A 22,875-nucleotide genomic window follows, 5' to 3' on the forward strand; every position below is an offset into this window, starting at 1 on the left:
GGGTTCCCAAACGAGCTAGTGTGACTGTCAGGCGCTCCTCGTACTACCTCGTTTCCCTGGCTCAGCGTCTCCGCTCGGCCCCGGGTCGGTGTCCGTGTCGCTCTGACTTGAATAAAGTTACGTGGCTGCATTCACGATGTCAAATCGCCTGGTCAATACGGGTTTTCAGCGACTCAAGATCGTTCCGGCCCGCGAAAGAGATCAATCGGAGGCCCCGATCCGCTCCACCAGACCACCCAGCGCCTGCAACTGCTCGACGAAATTCGGGTAACCGCGGTCGATATGGAAGACGTCGTGCACTTCGGTCGTGCCGTCGGCGACCAGACCCGCGAGCACGAGACCCGCGCCGGCCCTGATGTCCGAGGACCACACCGGCGCACTGGACAGCCGCGGAATACCGCGCACCACCGCGTGATGACCGTCGGTTCGGGCGTCGGCGCCCAGCCGGATCATCTCTTCCACGAAACGGAACCGGGCCTCGAAGATGTTCTCGGTGATCATCGAGGTGCCGTCCGCGATCGCGGCCAGGCCGATGGCCATCGGCTGCAGATCGGTCGGGAAGCCGGGGAACGGCAGGGTCGAGAAGTTCACCGCGCGCGGACGCTCCGGCTGCACGACCCGGAAGCCGTCCAGGTCGAAGGAGATTCGCGCGCCCGCCGAGCGCAGCTTGTCCAGCACGAGCGACAGGTGCTTCGGGTTCACGCCGGTGACGCGCACGTCGCCCATGGTCATGGACGCGGCGATCCCCCACGTCGCGGCGACGATGCGATCGCCGATCACCCGGTGATCGGTCGGGCGCAGCCGCTTCACGCCCTGGATGGTGAGCACCGAGGTGCCCGCGCCGCTGATCCGGGCGCCCATCTGCACCAGCATGTTGCACAGGTCGACGATGTCGGGCTCGCGCGCCGCGTTATCGATGACCGTCTCGCCCTCGGCGAGCACCGCGGCCATGAGGATGTTCTCGGTGGCGCCCACCGACGGGAAGTCGAGCCGGATCCGCGCGCCCTGCAGCTCGTCGGCGCGGGCAACGACGCAGCCGTGCTCGATCTCGCTGGTCGCGCCGAGCAGACGCAGGCCTGCCTGGTGCATGTCGAGTGGACGGGAACCGATCGCGTCGCCGCCGGGCAGCGCGACCACCGCGCGCTTGCACCTGGCCATCAGCGGACCGAGCACGCACACCGAGGCGCGGAACTGCGTCACCGCGGGGAAGTCCGCGTGGTACTTCGGTTCGGCCGGGGTGGTGATGGTGACCACGGAACAGTCGCCGGGCGCGTCGTCGGAGATGACGACCTCACAACCCAGCCCGCGCAGCACCTCGGCCATCAGCGGCACATCGAGAATGTCGGGGCAGTTCGTGATCGTCGACGTACCCTCGGCAAGCAGGGCTGCGGCCATCAGCTTGAGGACGCTGTTTTTAGCGCCTCCTACCGCGACCTCGCCGACGAGCCGATTGCCCCCGGTGACCAGAAACCGTTCGCTCACAGTGGGTAGCTTATCCACCGTCGGCGGCGCACATGCGCGTGTACGCGATCCCGGTGTGCTCGGACACGGTTCGAAGGGCCGACATCCCGGCTATTTCCTGCCGCCACCGGGCTGCCACAGAATGTCGCCGTCGGGGTTGGTGTACCGGCTCAGGATGAAAAGCAGGTCCGACAGCCGATTGAGGTACTTTGCAGGCAGGGCGCTGGTGTCCTCGGGGTGCGCCTCGATCGCGGCCCACGCGGAGCGCTCGGCGCGGCGAGCCACGGTGCGCGCGGTGTGCAGCAGCGCCGCCAGCGGGGTGCCGCCCGGCAGAATGAACGAATTCAGCGGCGCCAGTTCCGCATTGAACTCGTCACACCAGCCTTCCAGCCGGTCGATGTAGACCTGGGTGATGCGCAGCGGCGGGTACTTGGGTTCGGCGACCACGGGGGTGGACAGGTCGGCGCCCGCGTCGAACAGGTCGTTCTGGACCTGGCGCAGGACCGTCAGTAGGTGCTCGTCCGGTGCCCCGAGGGCGATCGCGACCCCGATGGCTGCATTGGCTTCGTCGCAGTCCGCATAGGCGACCAGGCGCGCATCGTTCTTGGACACCCGGGAGAAATCGCTCAGTCCGGTGGTTCCGTCGTCACCGGTTCTGGTGTAGATCCGCGTCAGATGAACACTCACGACCTGGCCTCGCTAACGCTTGGGTTCACTAGCCGACGCTCACTCACAAGGTTCCCCGCTCGCTACAGACCCGGCATACGGCGGGTTCGGTCCGACGGGCGGGATTCCACCCAGGACAGGAAGGCCGCGCGGGCGCCACGGTCCAGCGCGAGCTCGTAGTTGCCCTCGGTGTCGGCCACCGCGGTGACGATGATTTCGTCGGTCATGATGTCGTACTCGTCGCCGCGCGGTCCGCGGCGGTCACCGACTTCGATGCCACGGCGCCGAATGGTGGCGTCCGGGCCCAGCTTGAGACTGGTGAGTTTGAAGAAAACGAGGCGGTCCTCGTCATAGCGAATGAGACCGTGCCGCCAGCCCTGACCGCCGTTCGCGGGCAGCACACGCAGAATCGCGGCGGTCCCACCGCGACGCAGCATGATCAGTCGGTAGACGGAGATCAACCCCACTGCGACCAGCAGCACCACCAGAATGATCAAGACAACCATCCCGGTTTGCAATGCTGTCCGTCCTTTCGCTCGGCATCCGCGTCACGAACCGCGGCGGATACCCATCCGTTGCGACATTCAAACACGAGTCTACAAACGGGTGAGCAACTGGGGCTGAATACCATTGTCGGCGGCGAAGATACCTTCGCCGCCGACAATGGGGATGTTCACGACCCGTCAGGGTCTTCAGGCGCTCGCGACCTGCTCGACCGCGCGCACCCGGGCCTGCGCCGCCCGCTGCTGTTCCTCGGTGGCAGACGTGTCGGCCAGCACCTTGCGTGCCGCCTCGACGTCCACCTCACCGGCGAACTCCGCGGACTCGGCCAGGACCCGCACCGTGGTGGCGGTGACCGAGAAGAAACCGCCGTGCACGGCGGCCACGATCCGCTCGCCATCGGTGGACACGATGTTCACGGTGCCACCCTCGACCAGCTGGCCGAGGAGCGGCTCGTGGCCCGGCATGATGCCGATCTGGCCCTCGGTGGTCTGCGCGCTGACGAACGACGCCTGGCCGGACCAGAGCAGCCGTTCGACGGCGACGAGATCGACTGACATTTCAGCCATCGGTGACTACTTTCCGGCGATCTTCTTCGCGGCCGCCTCGACGTCGTCGAGACCACCGCAGGAGTTGAACGCCTGCTCCGGGAAGTGGTCGAACTCACCCTTGCAGACCCGGTCGAAGTCATCGATGGTCTGCTCCAGCGGCACGACCGAACCGACCTGACCGGTGAACTTCTCGGCCACGATGAAGTTCTGGCCGAGGAACTTCTCCAGACGGCGGGCGCGACCGACGAGGACCTTGTCCTCTTCGGAGAGCTCGTCCATACCGAGGATGGCGATGATGTCCTGCAGTTCCTTGTACTTCTGCAGGATCCGCTTCACCTCGTTGGCCACGGCGAAGTGCCGGTCGCCGACGATCGAGGCCTCCAGGATGCGGGAGGTCGAGGTCAGCGGGTCGACGGCCGGGTAGATGCCCTTCTGCGAGATCGGGCGGGAGAGCTCGGTCGTCGCGTCGAGGTGGGCGAAGGTGGTCGCCGGGGCCGGGTCGGTGTAGTCGTCGGCGGGCACGTAGATGGCCTGCAGCGAGGTGATCGACCGACCACGGGTCGAGGTGATGCGCTCCTGCAGCTCACCCATCTCGTCGGCCAGCGTGGGCTGGTAACCGACGGCGGAGGGCATACGGCCGAGCAGGGTCGACACCTCGGAACCGGCCTGGGTGAACCGGAAGATGTTGTCGATGAACAGCAGCACGTCCTGGTGCTGCACGTCGCGGAAGTACTCGGCCATGGTCAGGGCCGAGAGGGCGACGCGCATACGGGTGCCCGGCGGCTCGTCCATCTGGCCGAAGACAAGGGCGGTGTCCTGGAGGACGCCCATCTCTTCCATCTCCAGGCGGAGGTCGGTGCCCTCACGGGTGCGCTCACCGACGCCCGCGAACACGGAGGTGCCGGAGAACTCACGCGCGATACGGGTGATCATCTCCTGGATCAGAACGGTCTTGCCGACGCCGGCGCCACCGAACAGACCGATCTTGCCGCCCTTCACGTACGGGGTCAGCAGGTCGATGACCTTGATACCGGTCTCGAGGATCTCGGTCTTGCCCTCGAGCTGGTCGAAGCTCGGCGGCTTGCGGTGGATGCCCCACTGCTCGCCGTCGCGGCCGGTGCCCGGCGCGTCGAGGCAGTCGCCGAGGGCGTTGAAGACGTGGCCCTTGACGACGTCACCGACGGGCACCGAGATCGGCTTACCGGTGTCGGTGACGGTCGCGCCGCGGACCAGGCCGTCGGTCGGCTGCATCGAGATGGTGCGCACGATGTTGTCGCCGAGGTGCTGGGCGACCTCGAGGGTCAGGGTCTTGGCCACCGACGCCAGCTTGATGTCGGCGTTCAGAGCGTTGAACAGCTCGGGGATCGCGCCACGCGGGAACTCGACGTCCACGACGGGGCCGATGACCCGGACGACGCGGCCTGCGGCGGCGCCGGTCCGGCTCGTGTTGTCTTGAGTGACAGCTGCGGTCATTTGGATTGGTTCTCTTCCTGCGCTTCTAGTCGCGGTCCGAGCTCGACGCCAGCGCGTTCACGCCGCCGACGATTTCGCTGATTTCCTGCGTGATCTGGGCCTGACGCACCGAGTTCGCCTCGCGCTGAAGAACACTCGCGAGTTCGTTGGCGTTGTCGGTGGCCGCCTTCATTGCGGTGCGCCGAGCCGCGGACTCGGATGCCGCTGCCTCGAGCAACGACGCGTAGATACGCGTGTTCACGTACTTCGGCAGCAGCGCCGCCAGCAGTACATCGGCGTCGGGCTCGAATTCGTACTGCGCCTGCGGTTCGGCGGTGGGCGAATCGGAGAACGAGTCCGCCCCCATGTCGAAGTTCTCGTCGACGAAGCTCACCTGGATCGGCGCCAGGCGGCGCACCTCCGGGGTCTGCGTCAACATCGACACGAACCGCGTGTACACGATGTGCAGCTCGTCGACGCCCTCGATGTCGCCGGTGCCGTGCGGATGCGGCACCTGACCGTCGGAGCCCGCCATGAAGGCGTCCACCAGGTGGATACAGGCCGCCGAGGCGTCGTTGTACTTCGGCTGCTGCGAGAAACCGGTCCACGCCGAGATCAGCGGGCGGTTGCGGAAGGTGTAGTACGTGAGGCCCTTGTTGCCCATCACGTACAGCACCGGCTCCTTGCCCTCGCCGCGCAGGGTGGTCATCAGCTCTTCGGCGCGCTTGAGCACGTTGGAGTTGTAACCACCACACATGCCGCTGTCACTGGTGATCACCAGCACGGCGGCGCGACGCGGGTTGGAGCGCTCGGTCAGCAGCGGGTGCGCAAGGTTCTTCGACGCGCTCGCGAGCTCGGCGAGGACCTTGGTGATCTCCTCCGCGTACGGCTTGGCTGCCGCAACCCTGGCCTGGGCCTTGGAGATTCGCGAGGTCGCGATCAACTCTTGGGCCTTGGTGATCTTCTTGATCGAATTCACACCACGAATGCGGGAGCGCAATTCACGCAAGCTTGCCACGGTTCACACTCCCTTCATTCGCCAGATTCCAATAGCGCATTGGTCGCCCGATTACTTCTCGACGTGCTTGCGGGTGACCGACAGCGACTCGACCTCTTCGTGGTCCAGCTCGCCGGCTTCCGCCTCGTTCACCACACGGCTGCCGTCGGAGGCGAGGAAGCCCTGCTTGAACTTGTCGGTGGCCGCCTTGATGGCGTCGCCGTTCTCGGCGTCGAGGACCTTGCCGCCCTCGATCGACTTGAACGCGTCGGCCGCGCTGCGGTGCAGGTCCTCGATCAGCTCCACGTTGAAGCGGCGGATGTCGCCGACCGGAACCGAGTCGTAGTAACCGGCGTCGACGAGGAAGATCGAGACGATCTGGTCCTCGACCGCGACCGGGGAGTACTGGTCCTGCTTGAGCAGCTCCACCCAGCGGGCGCCGCGCTCGAGCTGCGCCAGCGAGGCGGCGTCGAGGTCGGAGGCGAAGGCGGAGAACGCCTCCAGCTCGCGGTACTGCGCCATTTCCAGACGCAGCGAACCGGCGACCTTCTTCATGCCCTTGGTCTGGGCGGCGCCACCGACACGGGAGACCGAGGTACCGACGTTGATCGCCGGGCGCACACCCTTGTTGAACAGGTCGGACTCGAGGAAGACCTGGCCGTCGGTGATGGAGATGACGTTGGTCGGAATGAACGCCGAGACGTCGTTGGCCTTGGTCTCGATGATCGGCAGACCGGTCATCGAGCCCGCGCCCATCTCGTCGGACAGCTTGGCGCAACGCTCGAGCAGACGCGAGTGCAGGTAGAAGACGTCACCCGGGTACGCCTCGCGGCCCGGCGGGCGGCGCAGCAGCAGCGAGATGGCGCGGTAGGCCTCGGCCTGCTTGGTCAGGTCGTCGAACACGATCAGGACGTGCTTGCCCTGGTACATCCAGTGCTGGCCGATGGCCGAGCCGGTGTAGGGGGCCAGCCACTTGAAGCCGGCGGAGTCGGAGGCCGGGGCCGCGACGATGGTGGTGTACTCCATCGCGCCGTGCTCCTCCAGCGCGGACTTCACGCCCGCGATGGTGGAACCCTTCTGGCCGATGGCGACGTAGATGCAGCGCATCTGCTTGGTGGGGTCGCCGGACTCCCAGTTGGCCTTCTGGTTCAGGATCGCGTCGATGCAGACGGCGGTCTTGCCGGTCTTGCGGTCGCCGATGATCAGCTGACGCTGGCCACGACCGATCGCGGTCAGGGCGTCGATGGCGGTGATGCCGGTGGCCATCGGCTCCTCGACCGGCTGGCGCTCCAGCACGGTCGCGGCCTGCAGCTCCAGCACGCGGCGCTCTTCGGACTCGATCTCGCCGAGGCCGTCGATCGGCTGGCCGAGCGGGTTCACCACGCGGCCGAGGAACTTGTCGCCGACCGGCACCGAGAGCACGTCACCGGTGCGGCGGACCTGCTGACCCTCTTCGATCTCGGCGTACTCGCCGAGGATGACCGCACCGATCTCGCGGTCCTCGAGGTTCAGCGCAACGCCGAGCACGCCGCCCGGGAACTCGAGCAGCTCGTTGGCCATAGCCGAGGGCAGGCCGCTGACGTGCGCGATGCCGTCGCTGGTGTCGGTGACCACACCGACTTCTTCGATGGACGTCTGGGGGGTGTAGCTCTGGGTGTAGCTCTCGATCGCGCTACGGATCTCGTCGGAGGAGATCGTCAGCTCCGCCATGTTCTTCCTGCTCTCGCTGTAAGGGTCTCGAATGTCGGTGTTGGCGCCGGTGCCTGGGCCGGCAGAGCCGGACTACGCCAGCTCGCGGCGCAGCCGCTCCAGTCGGCCGGTAGCGCTGCCGTCGATCACGTCGTCGCCGACGCGGACGACCAGCCCGCTCAGCAGCTCCTGATCGACCTCGACGTGCACCGTGATCGGCTTGCCGTAGATGCGCTGCAGGGACGCGGCGAGCCGCTCCCGCTGCTGCGGCGTCAGGGCGATCGCGGCACGCACGTGCGCGACGATCTGGCTACGCCGGGCGGCGGCCAGGTCGGACAACTCGTCGAAGGCCGGGCCGAGGCCGATACGCTGCCGGGCCACCGCCTGCTCCGCGAGGGTCACGGTGATGGTCTCGGCCTTGCCGGACAGCAGCCCGGCGATCAGCTCGCGCTTGGCCGAACCCGGCTTCCCGCGATCGGACAGCGCCTGCTCCAGCTCGGGGTTGTCGGCGATGATCCGGCCGAGCCGGAACAGCTCGTCCTCGACCGCCTCGAGCTTGCCGCTGTCGGCGGCCGACTCGAGCAGGGCCTCCTGGCCGAGCAGCACAAGGGTGTCGACCAGATCGGAGGTGCGCGACCAGTCCTGCGCCACCGCGGTGGTCAGCACCGCCAGGGTGGCGGGGCTGACCTTGCCGCCGAAGACCCGCTCGCTCAGCTCGGCGCGCACCGAACCGGGCACCGACACGTCCGCGAGCGCAACACGCAGCGAACGCTGGTCGTCGAGCACGGCGACAGCGGCGAACAGTTCCGAGCCCGTCGTGGCGGCAACACTGTCGCTTCCGGTCAGAGCGGCCCGAAGCGCCTCCCGGGACCGGGAGCTGGCCTCGCGGCTCGCTGCGTACATGCTTCTCACTTTCGCGTCGTTACCTTCCGACCCCGATGCCGGCGTCGGTCTCGTCGAGTTCACTCAGGAACTTCTCGATCGAGGCCGCCTGCTTGGCTTCGTCCGAAACCGACTGACCGATGATCTTCTCGGCCAGGTCGACGGCCGTGCGGCCGACTTCGGAGCGCAGCTCGGTGAGGATCTGCTGGCGCTGGGCTTCCAGCTGGGAGTGGCCTGCGGCCACGATGCGGTCGCTTTCGGCCTGGGCCTCCGAGCGCATCTGCGCAAGGATCTGCTGGCCCTGGGTGCGCGCGTCCTCACGGATGCGCGCGGCCTCGAGACGCGCGTCGGCCAGCTGCTGCTGGTACTGCTGCAGGGTGAGCTGAGCTTCTTCCTGCGCGGCCTCGGCCTTGGCGATGCCGCCCTCGATCTTGTCGGCACGCTCGTCGAGCACCTTGGTCAGGCGCGGGATGACGTACTTGTAGAACAGCACCGCGATGATCGCGACGCAGACCACTGACCAGACGATGTCGTACGTTTCGGGGACGAGAGGATTCACATCCTCTCCGCCCTCCGCTGCGAGTACTGCGAACTCGTACATCGGAATCAGAAGATGAAGCCGGCGACGAGGCCGATCAGGGCCAGCGCCTCGGTGAACGCGATGCCGAGGAACATGTTGGTACGGATCGTGCCCTGCAGCTCGGGCTGACGGGCGATACCCTCGATCGCCTTACCGACGACGATGCCGACGCCGATGCCCGGGCCGATGGCGGCCAGGCCGTAGCCGACGGCGCCGAGGCCCTTCAGCGTCGACTCGGTGGCAGCTTCCTGGGCCAGGTACGAGAGGCTCATGAGTCTTCTTTCCCTTTCTGTTGCTCACCCGCCGGTTGGCGCGGTGTAGCAGGTCTCCGGTGATTGGTAGTTCGGTCAGTGAGAATCTGCGTGCTCGGCGAGGCCGATGTACACGGCGGTCAGCAGCGCGAACACGTAGGCCTGCAGGAAGATGACCAGCATCTCGAACAAGGTGAACCCGAGTCCCGCGAGCAGCGAGAACGGCGAGAACACCTTCATCCACGCGGTGGCGTCGAACAGGAAGAACCAGGTCGCGCTGAAGAACAGCACCAGCATGATGTGGCCGGCCAGCATGTTCGCCATGAGTCGGACGGTCAGCGTGAACGGGCGCAGGATGAAGGTCGAGACGAACTCGATCGGAATCAGCAGGACGTGCAGCGCGGGCGGCACGTTCGGCACCACGATGCTGCTGCGCATGTAGGTGAGGAATCCGTACTTCCTGATGCCCACGTAGTTGAACGCGACGTAGGCGATCGCAGCCAGCACCAGCGGCATGCCGATCCGGGCGTTCGAGGAGATGTTCAAGCCCGGAATGATGCCGGAGAAGTTCAGAAAGAGGACCGTGAAGAAGATCGTCGCGATCAGCGGGAAGAACTTGCGTCCGGTCTCCTTGCCGAGAACCTCTTCCGCAATCTGCTCCTTGACGAAGACCAGCCCGATTTCGGCGACATTCTGTAGGCCGCGCGGAATGATTCGGGGACTCCGGAAGGCCAGCAGCATGACGGCGACGAGCACGGCGGTCATGATCAGCCGGACCAGCATCAAACGATCGAGTTCGAACGGCGTTCCCTCGAACAGCAAAGCTGGAGGGAAGAAGTCGGTTAGCGACGGCGCGTGGAACTCACCCGCCGCCAAAGTGGTGACGCTCAGCGTTCTCTCCCGTGTTCGGGCCGCGGGTACGGTCATTCCCGCGGTTCGATCGGACATTGACGATCAATTGGGTCGACTCAGGTCGGCTCGAAATTCGTCAGCAGCTGCGCGGCAATCCCGCTCGGGCGGCGTCTGTACGTGTGTCGGCGACATCGTCGACATGCAGAACCGGAACCCTCGGAGCCCGGCACGGCAGTAAGCATAGCGTTACTCGGAGGGATCTGGGTGATCCCCCCTCGCTTGGTCACTTGCTTACCAACACTTTACCAAGTTATCTACGACGCTGTGTAGGGGGGTGAAGTCATTCCTGTTCGGGAGCCGGATCCGGGTCGCCCGCGGTGGTCGAGACATACGGAACCTTCTGTCGCAGAACGCCGTACGTCTCGGCGCCGAGCACGATGATCAGGGAGCCGATGACGGTCAGGAACAGCGCGACCCGGTTGTAGAAATCGAACTGGTTCAGCACCCCGACTGCGATGAGCACCAGCAGCACCTTGCCTACCCAGCTGGCCAGCATGACCAGGCCCGCTGTGCTCGGAGGCAGCTTCGCGCCGAACAGCACGACCGCCGCCGTGGTGAGGATGAACACCCCGCCGATGGCCGCGCCGAGCAACGCGCCCCACAACCCTGGCAGGCCGGCGACGGCGGTCGCGATCGCGGCGCTCACGACCACCAGAACCGCCAGTCCGATGAGGCCGTAGCGCAGCGCCGACTTCAGCGGCGCGTCGGGACCGGGGATCGGTTTCGGAGTGAAGCTCACGAGTGCGACTTTACTCAGACGCCTGGCGCTCGGCCGCCGGCTCCCCACGCCGCAGCCCCGGAACGGCGGTCACGACGAGCGCGAAGACGAGCCCCGCGGCCATCAGCAGCACCACGATTCGACGGTCCATCAACGAGGTCCCGACGGCGCCGAATGCGAGCACGCCGACCCACAAATAGATCAGCAGCACGACGCGTCGATGGGAATGGCCGATCTGCAGCAAACGGTGGTGCAGGTGCATTTTGTCGGGAGTGGAGAAACTCACTCCGGCGCGCACTCGGCGCACGATCGCCAGCAGCAGATCCAGCACCGGAATGAACATCACCGCACCGACCAACAGCAGCGGTGAAAGCAGACCGACGATGTCGCGCGGACCATAGCCTTGCAGGGGAATTCGACCCGATGCGCCGGTGGATACCGAGGCCAGCATCAAGCCGATCAGCATCGAGCCCGAGTCGCCCATGAATATCCGGGCGGGCTGGAAATTGTGCGGCAGAAATCCCGCGCACGCCCCGGCGAGCGCCGCCGCCAGCAGCGCGGGCGGATAGGTGTTCACGTCGCCGCCCTGCTCGTAGAGCAACCCCACGGAGAACACGAAAACGGCCGCCGCGCAGATGAAGCCGAGCCCTGCTGCGAGACCGTCCAGGCCGTCGACGAAGTTCATGGCGTTGATCAGCGTCACCGCCACCGCCACGGTCACCAGACCGCCCTGTAGGGCGTCGAGCACCACGGTGGAATTGTTGAAGGGGTTGTAGATGACGTACCAGCTCAGCCCCATCACGGCCATGACGCCTGCCGCCGTCACCTGGCCCGCGAATTTGGTCAGCGCGTCCAAGCCCCACCGGTCGTCGACGATGCCGACCACCACGATGATGGTGGCCGCCACCAGCACCGCGGGTATGTCGGGCGCGTAGTCGAAACCGCGGCGCAGCGCGGGCAACTGGTGCGCGAAGAGCACCGCCGCCACCACGCCGATGTACATGCCGACGCCGCCCATCCGCGGGATCGGCTTGATGTGCACGTCTCGCTCGCGCGGCACCGCCACCGCGCCGAACGCGATCGCGATCAACCGGATGCCGCCGGTGGCGAGGAAGGTCACCGTGGCCGAGATCAACAGGACCAGCAGCAGCTCGCGCAGCGGAACGACCGAGCCCGAGCCGGAAATCGGAGCAATCGCCCGAATCATGCGACCTTTCTCCCGCTCACCGCGCGGGACTGTTGGTCAGCTCGTCCGGCGACATGCCGAGCACCTCGGCGATCTCGGCCACCGGGATCGCGCCCTCGCGCAGCACGCGCGGCTGGTCCGCGGTGAGATCCACGATGGTGGAGGCGACCGCGTGCGCGGCGGGACCGCCGTCGAGATACACGCCGACCAGGCTGCCGAGCTGCTCGCGCGCCTCGGCGGCGGTCGTGGCGGGCGGCTGACCCGAGACGTTGGCGCTGGACACCGCCAGCGGGCCCACCTCGCGCAGCAGATCCAGCGCCACCGGGTGCAACGGCATCCGCAGCATTACCGTGCCGCGCGTGTCACCGAGATCCCACGCCAGCGAAGGCGCTTGCTGCACAACGAGACTCAGACCACCCGGCCAGAACGCACGGATCAGCTCGCGCGCCTGCGGGCGCACCGAGAAGACCAGTCCGTCGATCGTGTGCCACGACCCGACCAGCACCGGCACCGGCATGTCCCTGCCGCGGCGCTTGGCCGCAAGCAGCTCGCTCACCGCGGTGGAATCGAAAGCATCGGCCGCCAAGCCGTACAACGTGTCGGTGGGCATCACCACCAGCCGCCCGGACTTCAAGGCGCTGGTCGCTGCGGACAGTCCGGCGGCGCGCGAGTCGGGATCCGCGCAGTCGTAGACGGTACTCACGGCCCCCATCCTGGCACATGGGGCAGGTGGGGCATCAGGTGCGGGTGGCGACTACGAAGCGGGGTTTGCCTGCTAGGTCGGGGTGTTCGACGACATCGATGAAATCGCCGGTGGTGGTGAGGAGGGCGGCGAGGGCGGAGCCGTTGGTGTCGTCGTGCTCGATGGCCGTCGCGCCGCCAGGACGCAGCAGGCGGGAGATGTTGGGCACCATCCGGCGGATGACGTCCAATCCGTCCTGGCCGCCGAACAGCGCCAGGTGCGGATCGTGGTCGGCGACCTCGGGGTCGAGCACCGCGCCCTCGGGGATGTAGGGCGGGTTGGACAGCAGCAGGTCGACGCGGCCGTTCAGATCGGTGAGCAGGTCGGGGTCGGTGACGTCGTCGGCATACAGGGTGATCGGGGTGTCGCCGTCGGCGATGCGATCGTCGGCGTTGCGGCGGGCCCATTGCAGGGCGGGCGGGTCTATCTCGATCGCGTGCACTTGGACGTCGGGCCGCGCGTGGGCCACCGCCAGCGCGAGCGCTCCCGAACCCGTGCAGAAATCGATGACGATCGGCTGGTGATCGTGCGGCAGCGTCTCCAAATAGGCCAGCGCCCAAGCGAAGAGCAACTCGGTCTCCGGTCGCGGCACGAAGACGCCGGGGCCGACCGCGAGATCGATCTCCCCCATCGCGGCGACGCCGGTCAGATGCTGCAGCGGAACACGCTTGGCCCGGCGGTCCACCAGCGCGCGGTAGTCCGCGACCAGTCCCGGGTCCACCAGTGGCACCAACGCCAGACGAGTCCGCTCGACCCCGAGCAGGTGCGCGGCGAGCTGCTCGGCGTCCGCCCGCGGACTCGGCACGCCCGCCGCCCGCAGCACTTCCGTGGCTTCGTTGATCACCGAACGCATAGACACTCGACCCACCACCCCACTCTCGCCGATTTCCGATGCGGCCATTGTTCACTTCCTGGAATCGGGGCCTCGCAGATCTGCCGTCCGCCACGCAGAGGTTCTACGCGGGCGCGAGCTGTGTGCGAGACCTACTCGGCCGCCATGCGAGCCTCGCGGTCGGCCTTGCCGAGGGCGTCGAGGAGGGCGTCGAGGTCGCCGTCCAGGACCGCGTCGAGGTTGTGGGATTTGAAGCCGATGCGGTGATCGGTGATCCGGTTCTCCGGGAAGTTGTAGGTGCGGATACGTTCGGAACGGTCCACGGTGCGGATCTGGCTGGCGCGACCGGCCGCGGCCTCCTGATCGGCCTGCTCCTCGGCCAGCGCCTGGAGGCGCGCCGCGAGCACCTGCATGGCGCGGGCCTTGTTCTGCAGCTGCGAGCGTTCGTTCTGGCAGGTCACGACGATGCCGGAGGGCAGGTGCGTGATGCGGACGGCCGAGTCGGTGGTGTTGACGCCCTGACCGCCCTTGCCGGACGAGCGGTAGACATCGATGCGCAGATCGGATTCGTCGATCTGCACCTCCTCGACCTCGTCGGGCTCCGGGTAGATGAGCACGCCCGCGGCCGAGGTGTGGATGCGGCCCTGCGATTCGGTCACCGGGACGCGCTGCACCCGGTGCACGCCGCCTTCGAACTTGAATCGCGACCACACTCCGTCGCGCGCGGCGTCGCGGCTCTTGATGGCCAGTGTCGCGTCCTTGTATCCGCCCAGGTCGGAGAAGGTGGCGCCGAGCACCTCGACCTTCCAGCCGTGCCGCTCGGCGTAGCGGATGTACATGCGGGCCAGATCGGCGGCGAACAGCGCCGACTCCTCGCCGCCCTCGCCGGACTTCACTTCGAGCACGACGTCGTCGCCGTCGTGCGGGTCGCGCGGGGCGAGCAGGTCGGCCAGCGCCTGCTCCAGCTCCTCCACCTGACGCCGCAGATCGGGAATCTCGGCCGCGAAGGCCGGGTCGTCGTCGGCCAGTTCCTGCGCGGCGGCCAGATCGTCGTGCGCGGTCTTGAGCTTGTTGTAGGTGGCCATGACCGGGGCGAGCTCGGCGAACCGCTTGCCGACGCGGCGCGCGGCGCCCGGATCGTTGTGCAGCGCCGGATCGGCCAGCTGCGTTTCGAGTCCCGCGTGCTCGGCCAGAATGTCGTCGATCGCGGACGGCTGCGTCATGATGCTTCCTTCTCTCGGTTCCCGGCGGCGCCGGGTCGGCATTTCGCGTCATCCGGCGCTCGTGTCGAGGCACCGGGCCAACAAATGCACCGACGCCCGGCCTGCAGTGCAGAACCGGGCGTCGGCGAGGAAGCTACTTGGCGTCGGCCTTCTTGCCTGCACGCTTGCCGTAGCGGGCCTCGAAGCGGGCCACGCGACCACCGGTGTCCAGGATCTTCTGCTTGCCGGTGTAGAACGGGTGGCACTGCGAGCAGACCTCGACGGTGATGTGTCCCGACTCCTTGGTGCTGCGAGTCTGGAAGGTGTTGCCGCAACCACAGACCACCGTGGTGTCGACATACGTCGGGTGGATTCCTGCCTTCATGGATGTCCTCTCGATATTGGTCGCCGGGTCGCCACGAGAGCGTGAACCGGAACCGACTAGGCGGGATTGTCTGCGGAACGCAGACGCACGGCGATCCAGTATGCCAGAACCGCCACTACGCACCCAAAACACACCAGGCAACCATTTTGTTCCCTGATTCGTGTATCTAGGACAACCCGCAATCCACAGCACCCCCAGGAAGTCAGGGCACGCGGATTCTCGGCCCTTACGGAAGCCTCGAGTCGAGTAGTCCGCTACTCGGGAAGGCGAACAGCACTGTTCATAGAGTTCGTAGGTGTCGAGTTCCCCCTGCACGTCGGCGTGCCGAGACAGAAAGGAGAACGGTATGAACAGCCGAGTCGCCCTCGCGGTCTTCGTACTGTTGATTCTCACTGTCACGGTGGGCTGGTTTGCGGCGCCCGAGCCCACGCAGCCCGCGGCCTACGCACCCGCCGACACGGTCGCCTACTCCGAGCGCTCCCCCGAGTCGGCCGGGGCGTCCGCGCCCGCGACGACGATGCTGTTCGCCTGCATGATCGTCGGCGCGGCCGCCATCGGCCTGACCTTCTTCCGCCCGTACACGCCGAAGGGGCCTCGCGATCGCGAAGCCCCTTCGGTGGCACGACTCGTGCTGTTACTCGTCCAGCGCGCCCGGCGCGGTCTTGCTGACCTGCATCAGGAACTCGAGGTTGTTCTTGGACTTCTTCAGACGGTCGATCAGCAGATCGATCGCCTGGTGCGAGTCCAGGCCCGACAGCACGCGGCGCAGCTTGTGCAGCACCGCCGCCTCGTCTGGGCTCAGCAGTAGCTCGTCCTTGCGGGTACCGGACGGGTTGACGTCCACCGCGGGGAACACACGCCGTTCCGCGATCTTGCGGTCCAGCTTGAGCTCCGCGTTACCGGTGCCCTTGAACTCCTCGAAGATCACCGTGTCACCGGTCGAACCGGTCTCCACCATCGCGGTGGCCATGATCGTCAGCGAGCCACCGTTCTCGATGTTGCGCGCCGCGCCGAGGAACCGCTTGGGCGGGTACAGCGCGGTCGAGTCGACACCACCGGAGAGGATGCGGCCCGAGGCAGGCGAGGAGTTGTTGTATGCGCGGCCCAGTCGAGTGATCGAGTCCAGCAGCACCACAACGTCTTTGCCCGCCTCGACGAGACGCTTGGCGCGCTCGATGGCCAGCTCGGCGACCGAGGTGTGATCGCTCGGCGGACGGTCGAAGGTCGAGGCGATGACCTCGCCCTTCACCGAACGCTGCATGTCGGTGACTTCTTCGGGACGCTCGTCGACCAGCACCACCATCAGGTAGCACTCGGGGTTGTTGGTCGCGATCGCGTTCGCGATGTCCTGCATGATCGTGGTCTTACCGGCTTTCGGCGGGGACACGATCAGTGCGCGCTGCCCCTTGCCGATCGGCATGATCAGGTCGATCACACGGGTCGTCAGCTTGTTCTGCTGAGTCTCCAGCCGTAGCCGCTGGTTCGGGTACAGCGGGGTCAGCTTGCTGAACTCGGGCCGCCGCTTGGCCACCTCGACGTCGCCGCCGTTGACGGTGTCCAGCCGCACTAGCGGATCGAACTTCTGCCGCTGGTTGGCCTGCTCGCCGTCGCGCGGCGCGCGCACGGCGCCGGTGATCGCGTCACCGCGTCGTAGGCCGTTCTTGCGGACCAGGTTCATCGAGACGTAGACGTCGTTCGGTCCGGCCAGGTAGCCCGAGGTGCGGACGAACGCATAGTTGTCCAGCACGTCGAGGATGCCCGCGACCGGCTGCAGGACGTCGTCCTCGCGGATCTCGAGCTCGCGGCTCTCACCGCCGCCGGCGCCGCCTTCGCGGTCGCGCCCGCGGCGACGCTCGCGGAACCGGCGACCGCGGCGACCGCGTCCGCCTTCCTCGTCGTCGCCACCGCGGCCACCTTCGCCACGGCCACCGTCACCGCGGCCACCTTCACCGCGGCCACCTTCGCTGCGACCACCAGCGCCCTGACCGCGCTGCTCGCCGTTCTGGCTGCGCTCGCCGCCCTGGCCACGCTCACCCTGGTTGCGGTCGCGGCGCCGTTCGCCCTGCTCGGCTTCCGGCTTCTGCTCGTCACCACGCGCCTCGGCGGTCTCACCACCGCCCGAACGCGCCTGGTCACGGCCGCGACGCTGCCGACCACGGCCGCGCTGGCCACCGTCGCGGCCGGACTCTTCGCTGGTCTCGGCGGCGGGGGCGGAATCGGTCGGCGCAGACTCGGCCTGGGCGGACTTCGACGGAGCGGGATCGGCGGCGACCTCGGGCGCGGGCGCGGCGGCCTTCTCGGCGGTCGCGGCTTCCTTCGCCTTGGCCTCCTTGGCCGGGGCCTTCTCCTTGGCGGGCGCGGGCGTCACGTCGAGGGCCGCCTGCTCGGCCTTCTCGCCGCGCGCGGGCTTGTCCGACTTGGGGGACTTACCGGCCTGATTCTCCTTGATGGCGGCGATCAGATCACCCTTGCGCATCCCGGAGGTGCCTCGGATACCGAGTTCCCCCGCCAGCGCGCGCAACTGCGGCAACAACATTCCAGTCAGCCCCGATCGTGCGACGTCGGTTTGTTCGCTCATCTTCGAAATCTGTCCGGATTCACTTTCGCGGCCGCCCGAGGAGCTTGGGTTGGATTCCACCCCGGGTGTCGCGAGCAGGTCCGTATCTGTCACGGAAATCCTTTCCTTCCCTCGACCGCCGTCTGCTGTTTCGAGGGTTCGTCCCGCAGTCCGGGCACTCTGCCGGACTCGGTATTGCCGTATCGCCTGCCCCGCCGGACCGGAGGCTTCGCCACCGGTTGTGGAAGGTGGGAGAGATCATTCCAGTTGCGCAGCTACGCAGTACCCCCATGGCCTGGAGGCTCGAGCCTGGAGCCTGCTGGAGCGATTGCCCTGATGAAGCACCGGCGTCTGATGCGCACGATGTACGGACTTGCTCAGGATAGCTGGCAACGGTGAACCTCGGCAAGGCAGACGCGCCGTCAGTCGACCTGAACGCCCTCGGCGAGTCCTGGCTCGACCACCCGGAGGCCGTCGGCGGCCGCGAGTTCACGGAGTTCCGCTGGGAATTCGCTGGTACCGAGAGCCAACACGGTCGGTCCGGCGCCCGAGACGGTTGCCGGGATGCCTGCCGCGCGCAACCGCTCGATCCACTGGGTGGTGAGCGGTAGCGCGGGGGCACGCTGGCCCTGATGCAGCCGGTCGGCCGTAGCAGGCATGAGCAGGTCGGGACGCTGCGTGAGCGCGACGACGGCGAGCGCGGCCCTGCTGACGTTGAAGGCGGCGTCGCCGTGCGGCACCGTCTCCGGCAGCAGCCCGCGGGTGTGCGCGGTGGACGAGCGGACCTCGGGAATCAGCACCACCGGGCGCAGCGACGGGTGCGGGTCGAGCCGGACGGCGCGGTACACCCGGCCGTGCTCGGGGATCGCCGTGTCCGCGTCCGTGGCGTCGGCAGCCGTCTCGGTCCAGGACACCACGACCCCGCCGAGCACGCTGGCGGCCGCGTTGTCCGGGTGCCCTTCGAATTCCGAGGCCAGCTGCACCAATCGCTCGGTGTCGACGGCCAGTTCGGGATCCAGCTTCGCGGCGAGCGCGCAGCCGGCGGCGAGGCCGCCGACCACCGCGGAGGCCGAGGAGCCGAGGCCACGCGAATGCGGAATCACGTTGCGGCACACCACATCGAGGCCATCGGCCCACACGCCCGCGGACTCCAGGCCGCGTTCGATCGCACGTACCACGAGATGCGAAGGGCCCCACGGCACGTCGTCGGCGCCCTCGCCCTCGACCCGGATGGTCAACCCGGAATCGGTGGTGCGCACCTCGATCTCGTCGTAGATGCCCAAAGCCATACCGAGCGAGTCGAATCCGGGGCCGAGGTTGGCGGTGGACGCGGGCACTCGCGCCGTGACGGCGAGTCCGGCGGGCAGCGTCCGCGACATCAACTGGCTTTCGCGTGAACTCAACTCAGGCCAGCTCGAGTCGGGCGGCGACCGCCACCGGGTCGACCGCGATCGGCTGCACCTGCGGCATGCCGAGCAGCGCGGTGTCGGGATCCTTGAGGCCGTTGCCGGTGACGGTGCACACCACCGTCAGGCCAGCGTCCAGCCAGCCTTCCTTGCGGGCCGCGAGCACGCCTGCCACGCTGGCCGCCGAGGCGGGCTCGACGAAGACGCCTTCCTTCGCCGCGACCAGCCGGTACGCCTCGAGGATCTCCTCGTCGGTGGCCGCGCGGAACGCGCCGCCGGACTGCTCCTTGGCCTCCACCGCACCGTTCCAGGAGGCGGGTGCGCCGATCCGGATGGCGGTGGCGATGGTCTCCGGATCCTTCACCGGGGCGCCGTTGACCAGCGGGGCCGCGCCCGCGGCCTGCACGCCGAGCATGCGCGGCAGGCCATTGGTGATGCCGTCGGCGTAGTACTCGCGGTAGCCGCGCCAGTACGCGGTGATGTTGCCCGCGTTGCCCACCGGGAGCGCGTGCACGTCGGGCGCCTTGCCGAGCACGTCGCAGATCTCGAACGAGGCCGTCTTCTGGCCCTCGATGCGGGCCGGGTTCACCGAGTTCACCAGGCCGACGGCCGGGAAGTCCGCGGTGACCTTGCGCGCCAGTTCGAGGCAGTCGTCGAAGTTGCCCTCGACCTGGATGATCTGCGCGCCAAGCATGACGGCCTGGGCCAGCTTGCCCATCGCGATCTTGCCCTGCGGGATCAGCACCGCGCAGCTCATGCCCGCCCGGGTGGCGTACGCCGCGGCCGATGCCGAGGTGTTGCCGGTGGACGCGCAGAGCACCGCCTTCTGACCGCGGTACTTGGCGTCGGTCATGGCCATGGTCATGCCACGGTCCTTGAACGAGCCGGTCGGATTGGCGCCCTCGACCTTGAGGTACACCTCACAGCCGGTCAGCTCGGACAGGTACGGCGCGGGCACCAGCGGGGTGCCGCCCTCGAACAGCGTGACCGGCTCCCAGTCGGCCGCACCCGCCAGCCGATCACGGTAGGCCGCGATCAGACCCGGCCAGCGGGAGTGCACTCCTGCCTGCGGGGCGACGCCAGTGGTGTTCATTCTTCGGTGCCTTCCAATCTCAAAACGCTTGTCACTGATGTGACGGACGCCATCTCCGCCAAAGCCGACACGGTGTCCGCGAGCGCCGACTCCACCGCGTGGTGGGTCACGACGACCAGGCGCGCACCTTCGCCGTGCCCTTCCTGACGGACGGTCGAGATGCTCACCCCGTGCTTGGCGAATTCGCCCGCCACCTTGGCCAGGACGCCGGGGACGTCTTCGACCTGCAGGTTCACGTGGTAACGGGTGGGCGTATCGCCGATCGGCGCGATCGGTAGCTCAGCATAAACCGATTCGCCCGGTGCGCGGCCACCGAAGAACTTGTTCCGTGCGGCCATCACCAGGTCGCCGAGCACCGCGGAGGCGGTCGGGGCGCCGCCCGCGCCCTGGCCGTAGAACATCAGCCTGCCCGCGTTCTCGGCCTCGACGACCACGGCGTTGAACGCCCCGCTGACCGCGGCCAGCGGGTGCTTGCGCGGGATCAGCGCCGGGTAGACCCGCACCGAGACGCGCTCCTTGCCACCCTCGGCCAGGCTCGGCTCGCCGGGGCCCGCGTCGACGCGCTCGCAGATTGCCAGCAGCTTGACCGTGCAGTTCACCGCGGACGCGGTCTCCAGGTCCTCCGCGGTGATCTTGGAGATGCCCTGGCGGAACACGTCGGCCGCGGTCACGCGGGTGTGGAACGCGAGGGAGGCGAGGATCGCGGCCTTGGCCGCCGCGTCGTAGCCCTCCACGTCGGCGGTCGGGTCGGCCTCCGCGTAGCCGAGGCGGGTGGCCTCGGCGAGGGTCGCGGAGTAGTCGGCGCCGGTCTCGTCCATGGCCGAGAGGATGAAGTTCGTGGTGCCGTTCACGATGCCGACCACTCGGTTCACCCGGTCGCCGGACAGCGACTGGATGAGCGGGCGGACCACCGGGATGGCGCCCGCGACGGCGGCCTCGAAGTACAGGTCGGCGCGGTTGCGCTCGGCGGCCGCGGCGAGTTCGCCGGTGTAGTCGGCGAGCAGCGCCTTGTTCGCGGTCACCACGGATTTGCCCGCGTTCAGCGCGGCCAGGATCAGGCGGCGTGCGGGATCGATGCCGCCGATGACCTCGACGACCAGGTCGACGTCGTCGCGGGCGACGAGTGCGTCCGCGTCGGTGGTCAGCAGTTCGGCGGGCAGGCCGCGATCCTTGTCCAGGCTGCGCACCGCGACGCCGCGCAGCACGACCGGCGCACCGACTCGCGAACGCAGGTCGTCGGCGTGATCCCGCAGAATCCGCACGACCTCGGTGCCGACATTGCCCATGCCGAGGACCGCGACACCGATCGGGCGATCGGTCCCCCAGGTGCTGTTCTTGGCTACTTCGGTCATGCCTCAACCTCCAAACTCAGCAGATCCGCCACCGTTTCCCGGCGCAGCACCAGTCGCGGCTGACCGTCGCGAACGGCGACGACCGCCGGACGGGTCAACTGGTTGTATCGACTGGACATCGAATAGCAATACGCGCCGGTCGCGGCCACCGCGACCAGGTCGCCCGGGCCGACGTCGGCGGGCATCCAGGTGTCGCGAATGACGATGTCCCCACTCTCGCAATGCTTTCCGACGACGCGCGCGACCACCGGCTGCGCGTCCGAGGAGCGCGAGACCAGGCGGCAGTCGTAGTCGGCCTGGTAGAGCGCGGGACGGATGTTGTCGCTCATACCGCCGTCGACGCTCACGTAACGGCGGCGCAGGCCGGCGTCCAGCGAGACGTCCTTGGTGGTGCCGACCTCGTAGAGGGTGACGGTGCCGGGTCCGGCGATGGCGCGGCCCGGCTCCACCGCGATGGTGGGCTCGGGCAGGCCCGCGCGGGCCGCCTCTTCGGCGACCAGGCGGCGCAGGTTCGCCGCGAACTCCGCAAGCGGCGGCGGGTCGTCGTTCGGCAGGTACGAAATACCAAGTCCGCCACCGAGATCCAGCGTCGAGATCTGCGCGGTGCGCTCCACGCCGAACTTGTCGATGGCCTCGCGCAGCAGGCCGAGCATGCGACGCGCGGCGATCTCGAACCCGTCGATCTCGAAGATCTGCGAGCCGATGTGCGAGTGCAGGCCGACCAGCCGGAGGTTGTCGGCCTCGAAGACGCGCGCCAGCGCCTCCATGGCGTCACCGCCCGCGATCGAGAAGCCGAACTTCTGGTCCTCGTGCGCGGTCGAAATGTATTCGTGCGTATGGGCTTCCACGCCGACGGTGACGCGGACCAGCACGTCCTGCACCACACCGGCGCGCCCGGCCACCGCTTCGAGGCGATCGATCTCGATCAGCGAATCGACCACCACGTGGCCGACACCGGCCTGCACCGCGGTCTCCAGCTCCACGACGGATTTGTTGTTGCCGTGCAACGCGATTCGCTCGGCGGGGAAACCCGCGTGCAGCGCGATGGCGAGCTCGCCGCCGGAGCACACGTCCAGCGAGAGGCCCTCGTCACGGATCCAGCGCGCGATCTCGCCGCAGAGGAACGCCTTGGATGCGTAGTGCACCCGGGCGTTGGGGCCGAAGGCTTGCACCATGTCGCGGCAGCGGGAGCGGAAGTCTTCCTCGTCCACCACGAACAGCGGGGTGCCGAACTGCGCGGCGAGGTCGTGCACCGGCACACCGGCCAGTCGCACTACACCGTCGGCGTCGCGAGAGGCGTTGCGCGGCCAGACATTCGCGGGCAGGTCGATCATCTGCTTCGGATCGGCAGGCCGCTCGGGGAGGTTGGGGGCATGCGGAATCTCGGCGTGCCGTGGCCCGGCGGGGTGCGCGCTCATAGTTGTTCCTTCCTTGCTGCACGCGCCGAGCACGTGGACAGA

22 protein-coding genes are annotated in these 22,875 nt (G+C 67.7%); all 22 read right to left on the reverse strand.

The genetic code is table 11. The annotated features are described in order from the left end of the window. Positions 1 to 201: 201 nt before the first annotated feature. The 22 genes from murA to lysA all read right to left on the reverse strand — a co-directional run bounded on the left by murA (position 202) and on the right by lysA (position 22,833). Complete coding sequence (gene murA, locus NL1_RS26290) at positions 202 to 1,482, reverse strand: UDP-N-acetylglucosamine 1-carboxyvinyltransferase (RefSeq protein ID WP_067844687.1); 1,281 nt, start codon at positions 1,480 to 1,482, stop codon at positions 202 to 204. A 90-nt stretch (positions 1,483 to 1,572) separates the two neighbouring features. Then, complete coding sequence (locus tag NL1_RS26295) at positions 1,573 to 2,148, reverse strand: cob(I)yrinic acid a,c-diamide adenosyltransferase (protein ID WP_067844689.1); 576 nt, start codon at positions 2,146 to 2,148, stop codon at positions 1,573 to 1,575. Positions 2,149 to 2,210: 62 nt separating this feature from the next. Next, positions 2,211 to 2,633, reverse strand: coding sequence for a DUF2550 domain-containing protein (locus NL1_RS26300; RefSeq protein WP_067844691.1), 423 nt, complete (start codon positions 2,631 to 2,633; stop codon positions 2,211 to 2,213). Positions 2,634 to 2,819: 186 nt separating this feature from the next. Continuing rightward, positions 2,820 to 3,197, reverse strand: coding sequence for a F0F1 ATP synthase subunit epsilon (locus NL1_RS26305; protein WP_067844693.1), 378 nt, complete (start codon positions 3,195 to 3,197; stop codon positions 2,820 to 2,822). 6 nt (positions 3,198 to 3,203) lie between these two features. After that, positions 3,204 to 4,652: a F0F1 ATP synthase subunit beta gene (gene atpD / locus NL1_RS26310; protein ID WP_067787581.1), complete on the reverse strand. Its 1,449-nt coding sequence runs from the start codon at positions 4,650 to 4,652 to the stop codon at positions 3,204 to 3,206. 25 nt (positions 4,653 to 4,677) lie between these two features. Then, entirely contained in the window at positions 4,678 to 5,649 is a 972-nt protein-coding gene (locus NL1_RS26315; RefSeq protein ID WP_067844695.1) for a F0F1 ATP synthase subunit gamma, read from the reverse strand. 51 nt (positions 5,650 to 5,700) lie between these two features. Then, the gene (atpA, locus tag NL1_RS26320) at positions 5,701 to 7,338 is read right to left on the reverse strand and encodes a F0F1 ATP synthase subunit alpha (protein WP_067844697.1); all 1,638 of its coding nucleotides are present in this window, start codon (positions 7,336 to 7,338) and stop codon (positions 5,701 to 5,703) included. A 72-nt stretch (positions 7,339 to 7,410) separates the two neighbouring features. Further along, a complete protein-coding gene (locus tag NL1_RS26325) occupies positions 7,411 to 8,220 on the reverse strand; it encodes a F0F1 ATP synthase subunit delta (protein WP_067844699.1) in 810 nt (269 codons plus the stop codon). A gap of 19 nt (positions 8,221 to 8,239) precedes the next feature. Beyond that, positions 8,240 to 8,800 carry a F0F1 ATP synthase subunit B gene (locus NL1_RS26330; RefSeq protein WP_067844701.1) on the reverse strand — a complete coding sequence of 187 codons (561 nt, stop codon included), beginning with the start codon at positions 8,798 to 8,800 and terminating at the stop codon, positions 8,240 to 8,242. Between the two features lie 5 nt (positions 8,801 to 8,805). Next, positions 8,806 to 9,051: an ATP synthase F0 subunit C gene (locus tag NL1_RS26335; protein WP_067844703.1), complete on the reverse strand. Its 246-nt coding sequence runs from the start codon at positions 9,049 to 9,051 to the stop codon at positions 8,806 to 8,808. A gap of 75 nt (positions 9,052 to 9,126) precedes the next feature. Beyond that, positions 9,127 to 9,957 (reverse strand): F0F1 ATP synthase subunit A, encoded by an 831-nt coding sequence (gene atpB, locus NL1_RS26340; protein ID WP_156095061.1) that lies wholly within the window; start codon positions 9,955 to 9,957, stop codon positions 9,127 to 9,129. A 265-nt stretch (positions 9,958 to 10,222) separates the two neighbouring features. Next, a complete protein-coding gene (locus NL1_RS26345) occupies positions 10,223 to 10,681 on the reverse strand; it encodes a Cg1360 family ATP-synthase-associated protein (protein ID WP_067844707.1) in 459 nt (152 codons plus the stop codon). 10 nt (positions 10,682 to 10,691) lie between these two features. Continuing rightward, positions 10,692 to 11,867: an MraY family glycosyltransferase gene (locus tag NL1_RS26350; protein WP_067844709.1), complete on the reverse strand. Its 1,176-nt coding sequence runs from the start codon at positions 11,865 to 11,867 to the stop codon at positions 10,692 to 10,694. 16 nt (positions 11,868 to 11,883) lie between these two features. Beyond that, positions 11,884 to 12,549 (reverse strand): L-threonylcarbamoyladenylate synthase, encoded by a 666-nt coding sequence (locus NL1_RS26355; RefSeq protein WP_067844762.1) that lies wholly within the window; start codon positions 12,547 to 12,549, stop codon positions 11,884 to 11,886. A gap of 34 nt (positions 12,550 to 12,583) precedes the next feature. Beyond that, positions 12,584 to 13,456, reverse strand: a complete 873-nt coding sequence (prmC, locus tag NL1_RS26360; RefSeq protein ID WP_067844764.1) for a peptide chain release factor N(5)-glutamine methyltransferase — start codon at positions 13,454 to 13,456, stop codon at positions 12,584 to 12,586. A 116-nt stretch (positions 13,457 to 13,572) separates the two neighbouring features. Next, the gene (prfA, locus tag NL1_RS26365; RefSeq protein ID WP_067844710.1) at positions 13,573 to 14,643 is read right to left on the reverse strand and encodes a peptide chain release factor 1; all 1,071 of its coding nucleotides are present in this window, start codon (positions 14,641 to 14,643) and stop codon (positions 13,573 to 13,575) included. A 133-nt stretch (positions 14,644 to 14,776) separates the two neighbouring features. After that, positions 14,777 to 15,007, reverse strand: a complete 231-nt coding sequence (gene rpmE, locus NL1_RS26370; RefSeq protein WP_039796334.1) for a 50S ribosomal protein L31 — start codon at positions 15,005 to 15,007, stop codon at positions 14,777 to 14,779. 634 nt (positions 15,008 to 15,641) lie between these two features. Further along, positions 15,642 to 17,678 carry a transcription termination factor Rho gene (rho, locus tag NL1_RS26375; RefSeq protein ID WP_067844712.1) on the reverse strand — a complete coding sequence of 679 codons (2,037 nt, stop codon included), beginning with the start codon at positions 17,676 to 17,678 and terminating at the stop codon, positions 15,642 to 15,644. 308 nt (positions 17,679 to 17,986) lie between these two features. After that, positions 17,987 to 18,943 (reverse strand): homoserine kinase, encoded by a 957-nt coding sequence (gene thrB, locus NL1_RS26380; RefSeq protein ID WP_067844714.1) that lies wholly within the window; start codon positions 18,941 to 18,943, stop codon positions 17,987 to 17,989. Positions 18,944 to 18,968: 25 nt separating this feature from the next. Then, positions 18,969 to 20,063 carry a threonine synthase gene (gene thrC, locus NL1_RS26385; protein WP_067844716.1) on the reverse strand — a complete coding sequence of 365 codons (1,095 nt, stop codon included), beginning with the start codon at positions 20,061 to 20,063 and terminating at the stop codon, positions 18,969 to 18,971. Beyond that, positions 20,060 to 21,415 (reverse strand): homoserine dehydrogenase, encoded by a 1,356-nt coding sequence (locus NL1_RS26390; protein ID WP_067844718.1) that lies wholly within the window; start codon positions 21,413 to 21,415, stop codon positions 20,060 to 20,062. The genes thrC and NL1_RS26390 overlap by 4 nt, the downstream gene beginning before the upstream one ends. Further along, positions 21,412 to 22,833 (reverse strand): diaminopimelate decarboxylase, encoded by a 1,422-nt coding sequence (gene lysA / locus NL1_RS26395; RefSeq protein ID WP_067844720.1) that lies wholly within the window; start codon positions 22,831 to 22,833, stop codon positions 21,412 to 21,414. Before lysA ends, NL1_RS26390 begins: the two co-directional genes overlap by 4 nt. Positions 22,834 to 22,875 lie beyond the last annotated feature (42 nt).

Origin of the sequence: Nocardia lijiangensis NBRC 108240 (genome assembly GCF_001613045.1) — a bacterium.
GTDB classification, from domain to species: Bacteria; Actinomycetota; Actinomycetes; order Mycobacteriales; family Mycobacteriaceae; genus Nocardia; species Nocardia lijiangensis.

Coding starts and splice junctions, on each gene's coding strand:
- NL1_RS26300 (WP_067844691.1), bottom strand. CDS start 2,633: ATGGTTGTCTTGATCATTCTGGTGGTGCTGCTGGTCGCAGTGGGGTTG.
- NL1_RS26305 (WP_067844693.1), bottom strand. CDS start 3,197: ATGGCTGAAATGTCAGTCGATCTCGTCGCCGTCGAACGGCTGCTCTGG.
- atpD (WP_067787581.1), bottom strand. CDS start 4,652: ATGACCGCAGCTGTCACTCAAGACAACACGAGCCGGACCGGCGCCGCC.
- atpA (WP_067844697.1), bottom strand. CDS start 7,338: ATGGCGGAGCTGACGATCTCCTCCGACGAGATCCGTAGCGCGATCGAG.
- NL1_RS26325 (WP_067844699.1), bottom strand. CDS start 8,220: ATGTACGCAGCGAGCCGCGAGGCCAGCTCCCGGTCCCGGGAGGCGCTT.
- NL1_RS26330 (WP_067844701.1), bottom strand. CDS start 8,800: ATGTACGAGTTCGCAGTACTCGCAGCGGAGGGCGGAGAGGATGTGAAT.
- NL1_RS26335 (WP_067844703.1), bottom strand. CDS start 9,051: ATGAGCCTCTCGTACCTGGCCCAGGAAGCTGCCACCGAGTCGACGCTG.
- atpB (WP_156095061.1), bottom strand. CDS start 9,957: ATGACCGTACCCGCGGCCCGAACACGGGAGAGAACGCTGAGCGTCACC.
- NL1_RS26350 (WP_067844709.1), bottom strand. CDS start 11,867: ATGATTCGGGCGATTGCTCCGATTTCCGGCTCGGGCTCGGTCGTTCCG.
- prfA (WP_067844710.1), bottom strand. CDS start 14,643: ATGACGCAGCCGTCCGCGATCGACGACATTCTGGCCGAGCACGCGGGA.
- rpmE (WP_039796334.1), bottom strand. CDS start 15,007: ATGAAGGCAGGAATCCACCCGACGTATGTCGACACCACGGTGGTCTGT.
- thrB (WP_067844714.1), bottom strand. CDS start 18,943: ATGTCGCGGACGCTGCCCGCCGGACTCGCCGTCACGGCGCGAGTGCCC.
- thrC (WP_067844716.1), bottom strand. CDS start 20,063: ATGAACACCACTGGCGTCGCCCCGCAGGCAGGAGTGCACTCCCGCTGG.
- NL1_RS26390 (WP_067844718.1), bottom strand. CDS start 21,415: ATGACCGAAGTAGCCAAGAACAGCACCTGGGGGACCGATCGCCCGATC.
- lysA (WP_067844720.1), bottom strand. CDS start 22,833: ATGAGCGCGCACCCCGCCGGGCCACGGCACGCCGAGATTCCGCATGCC.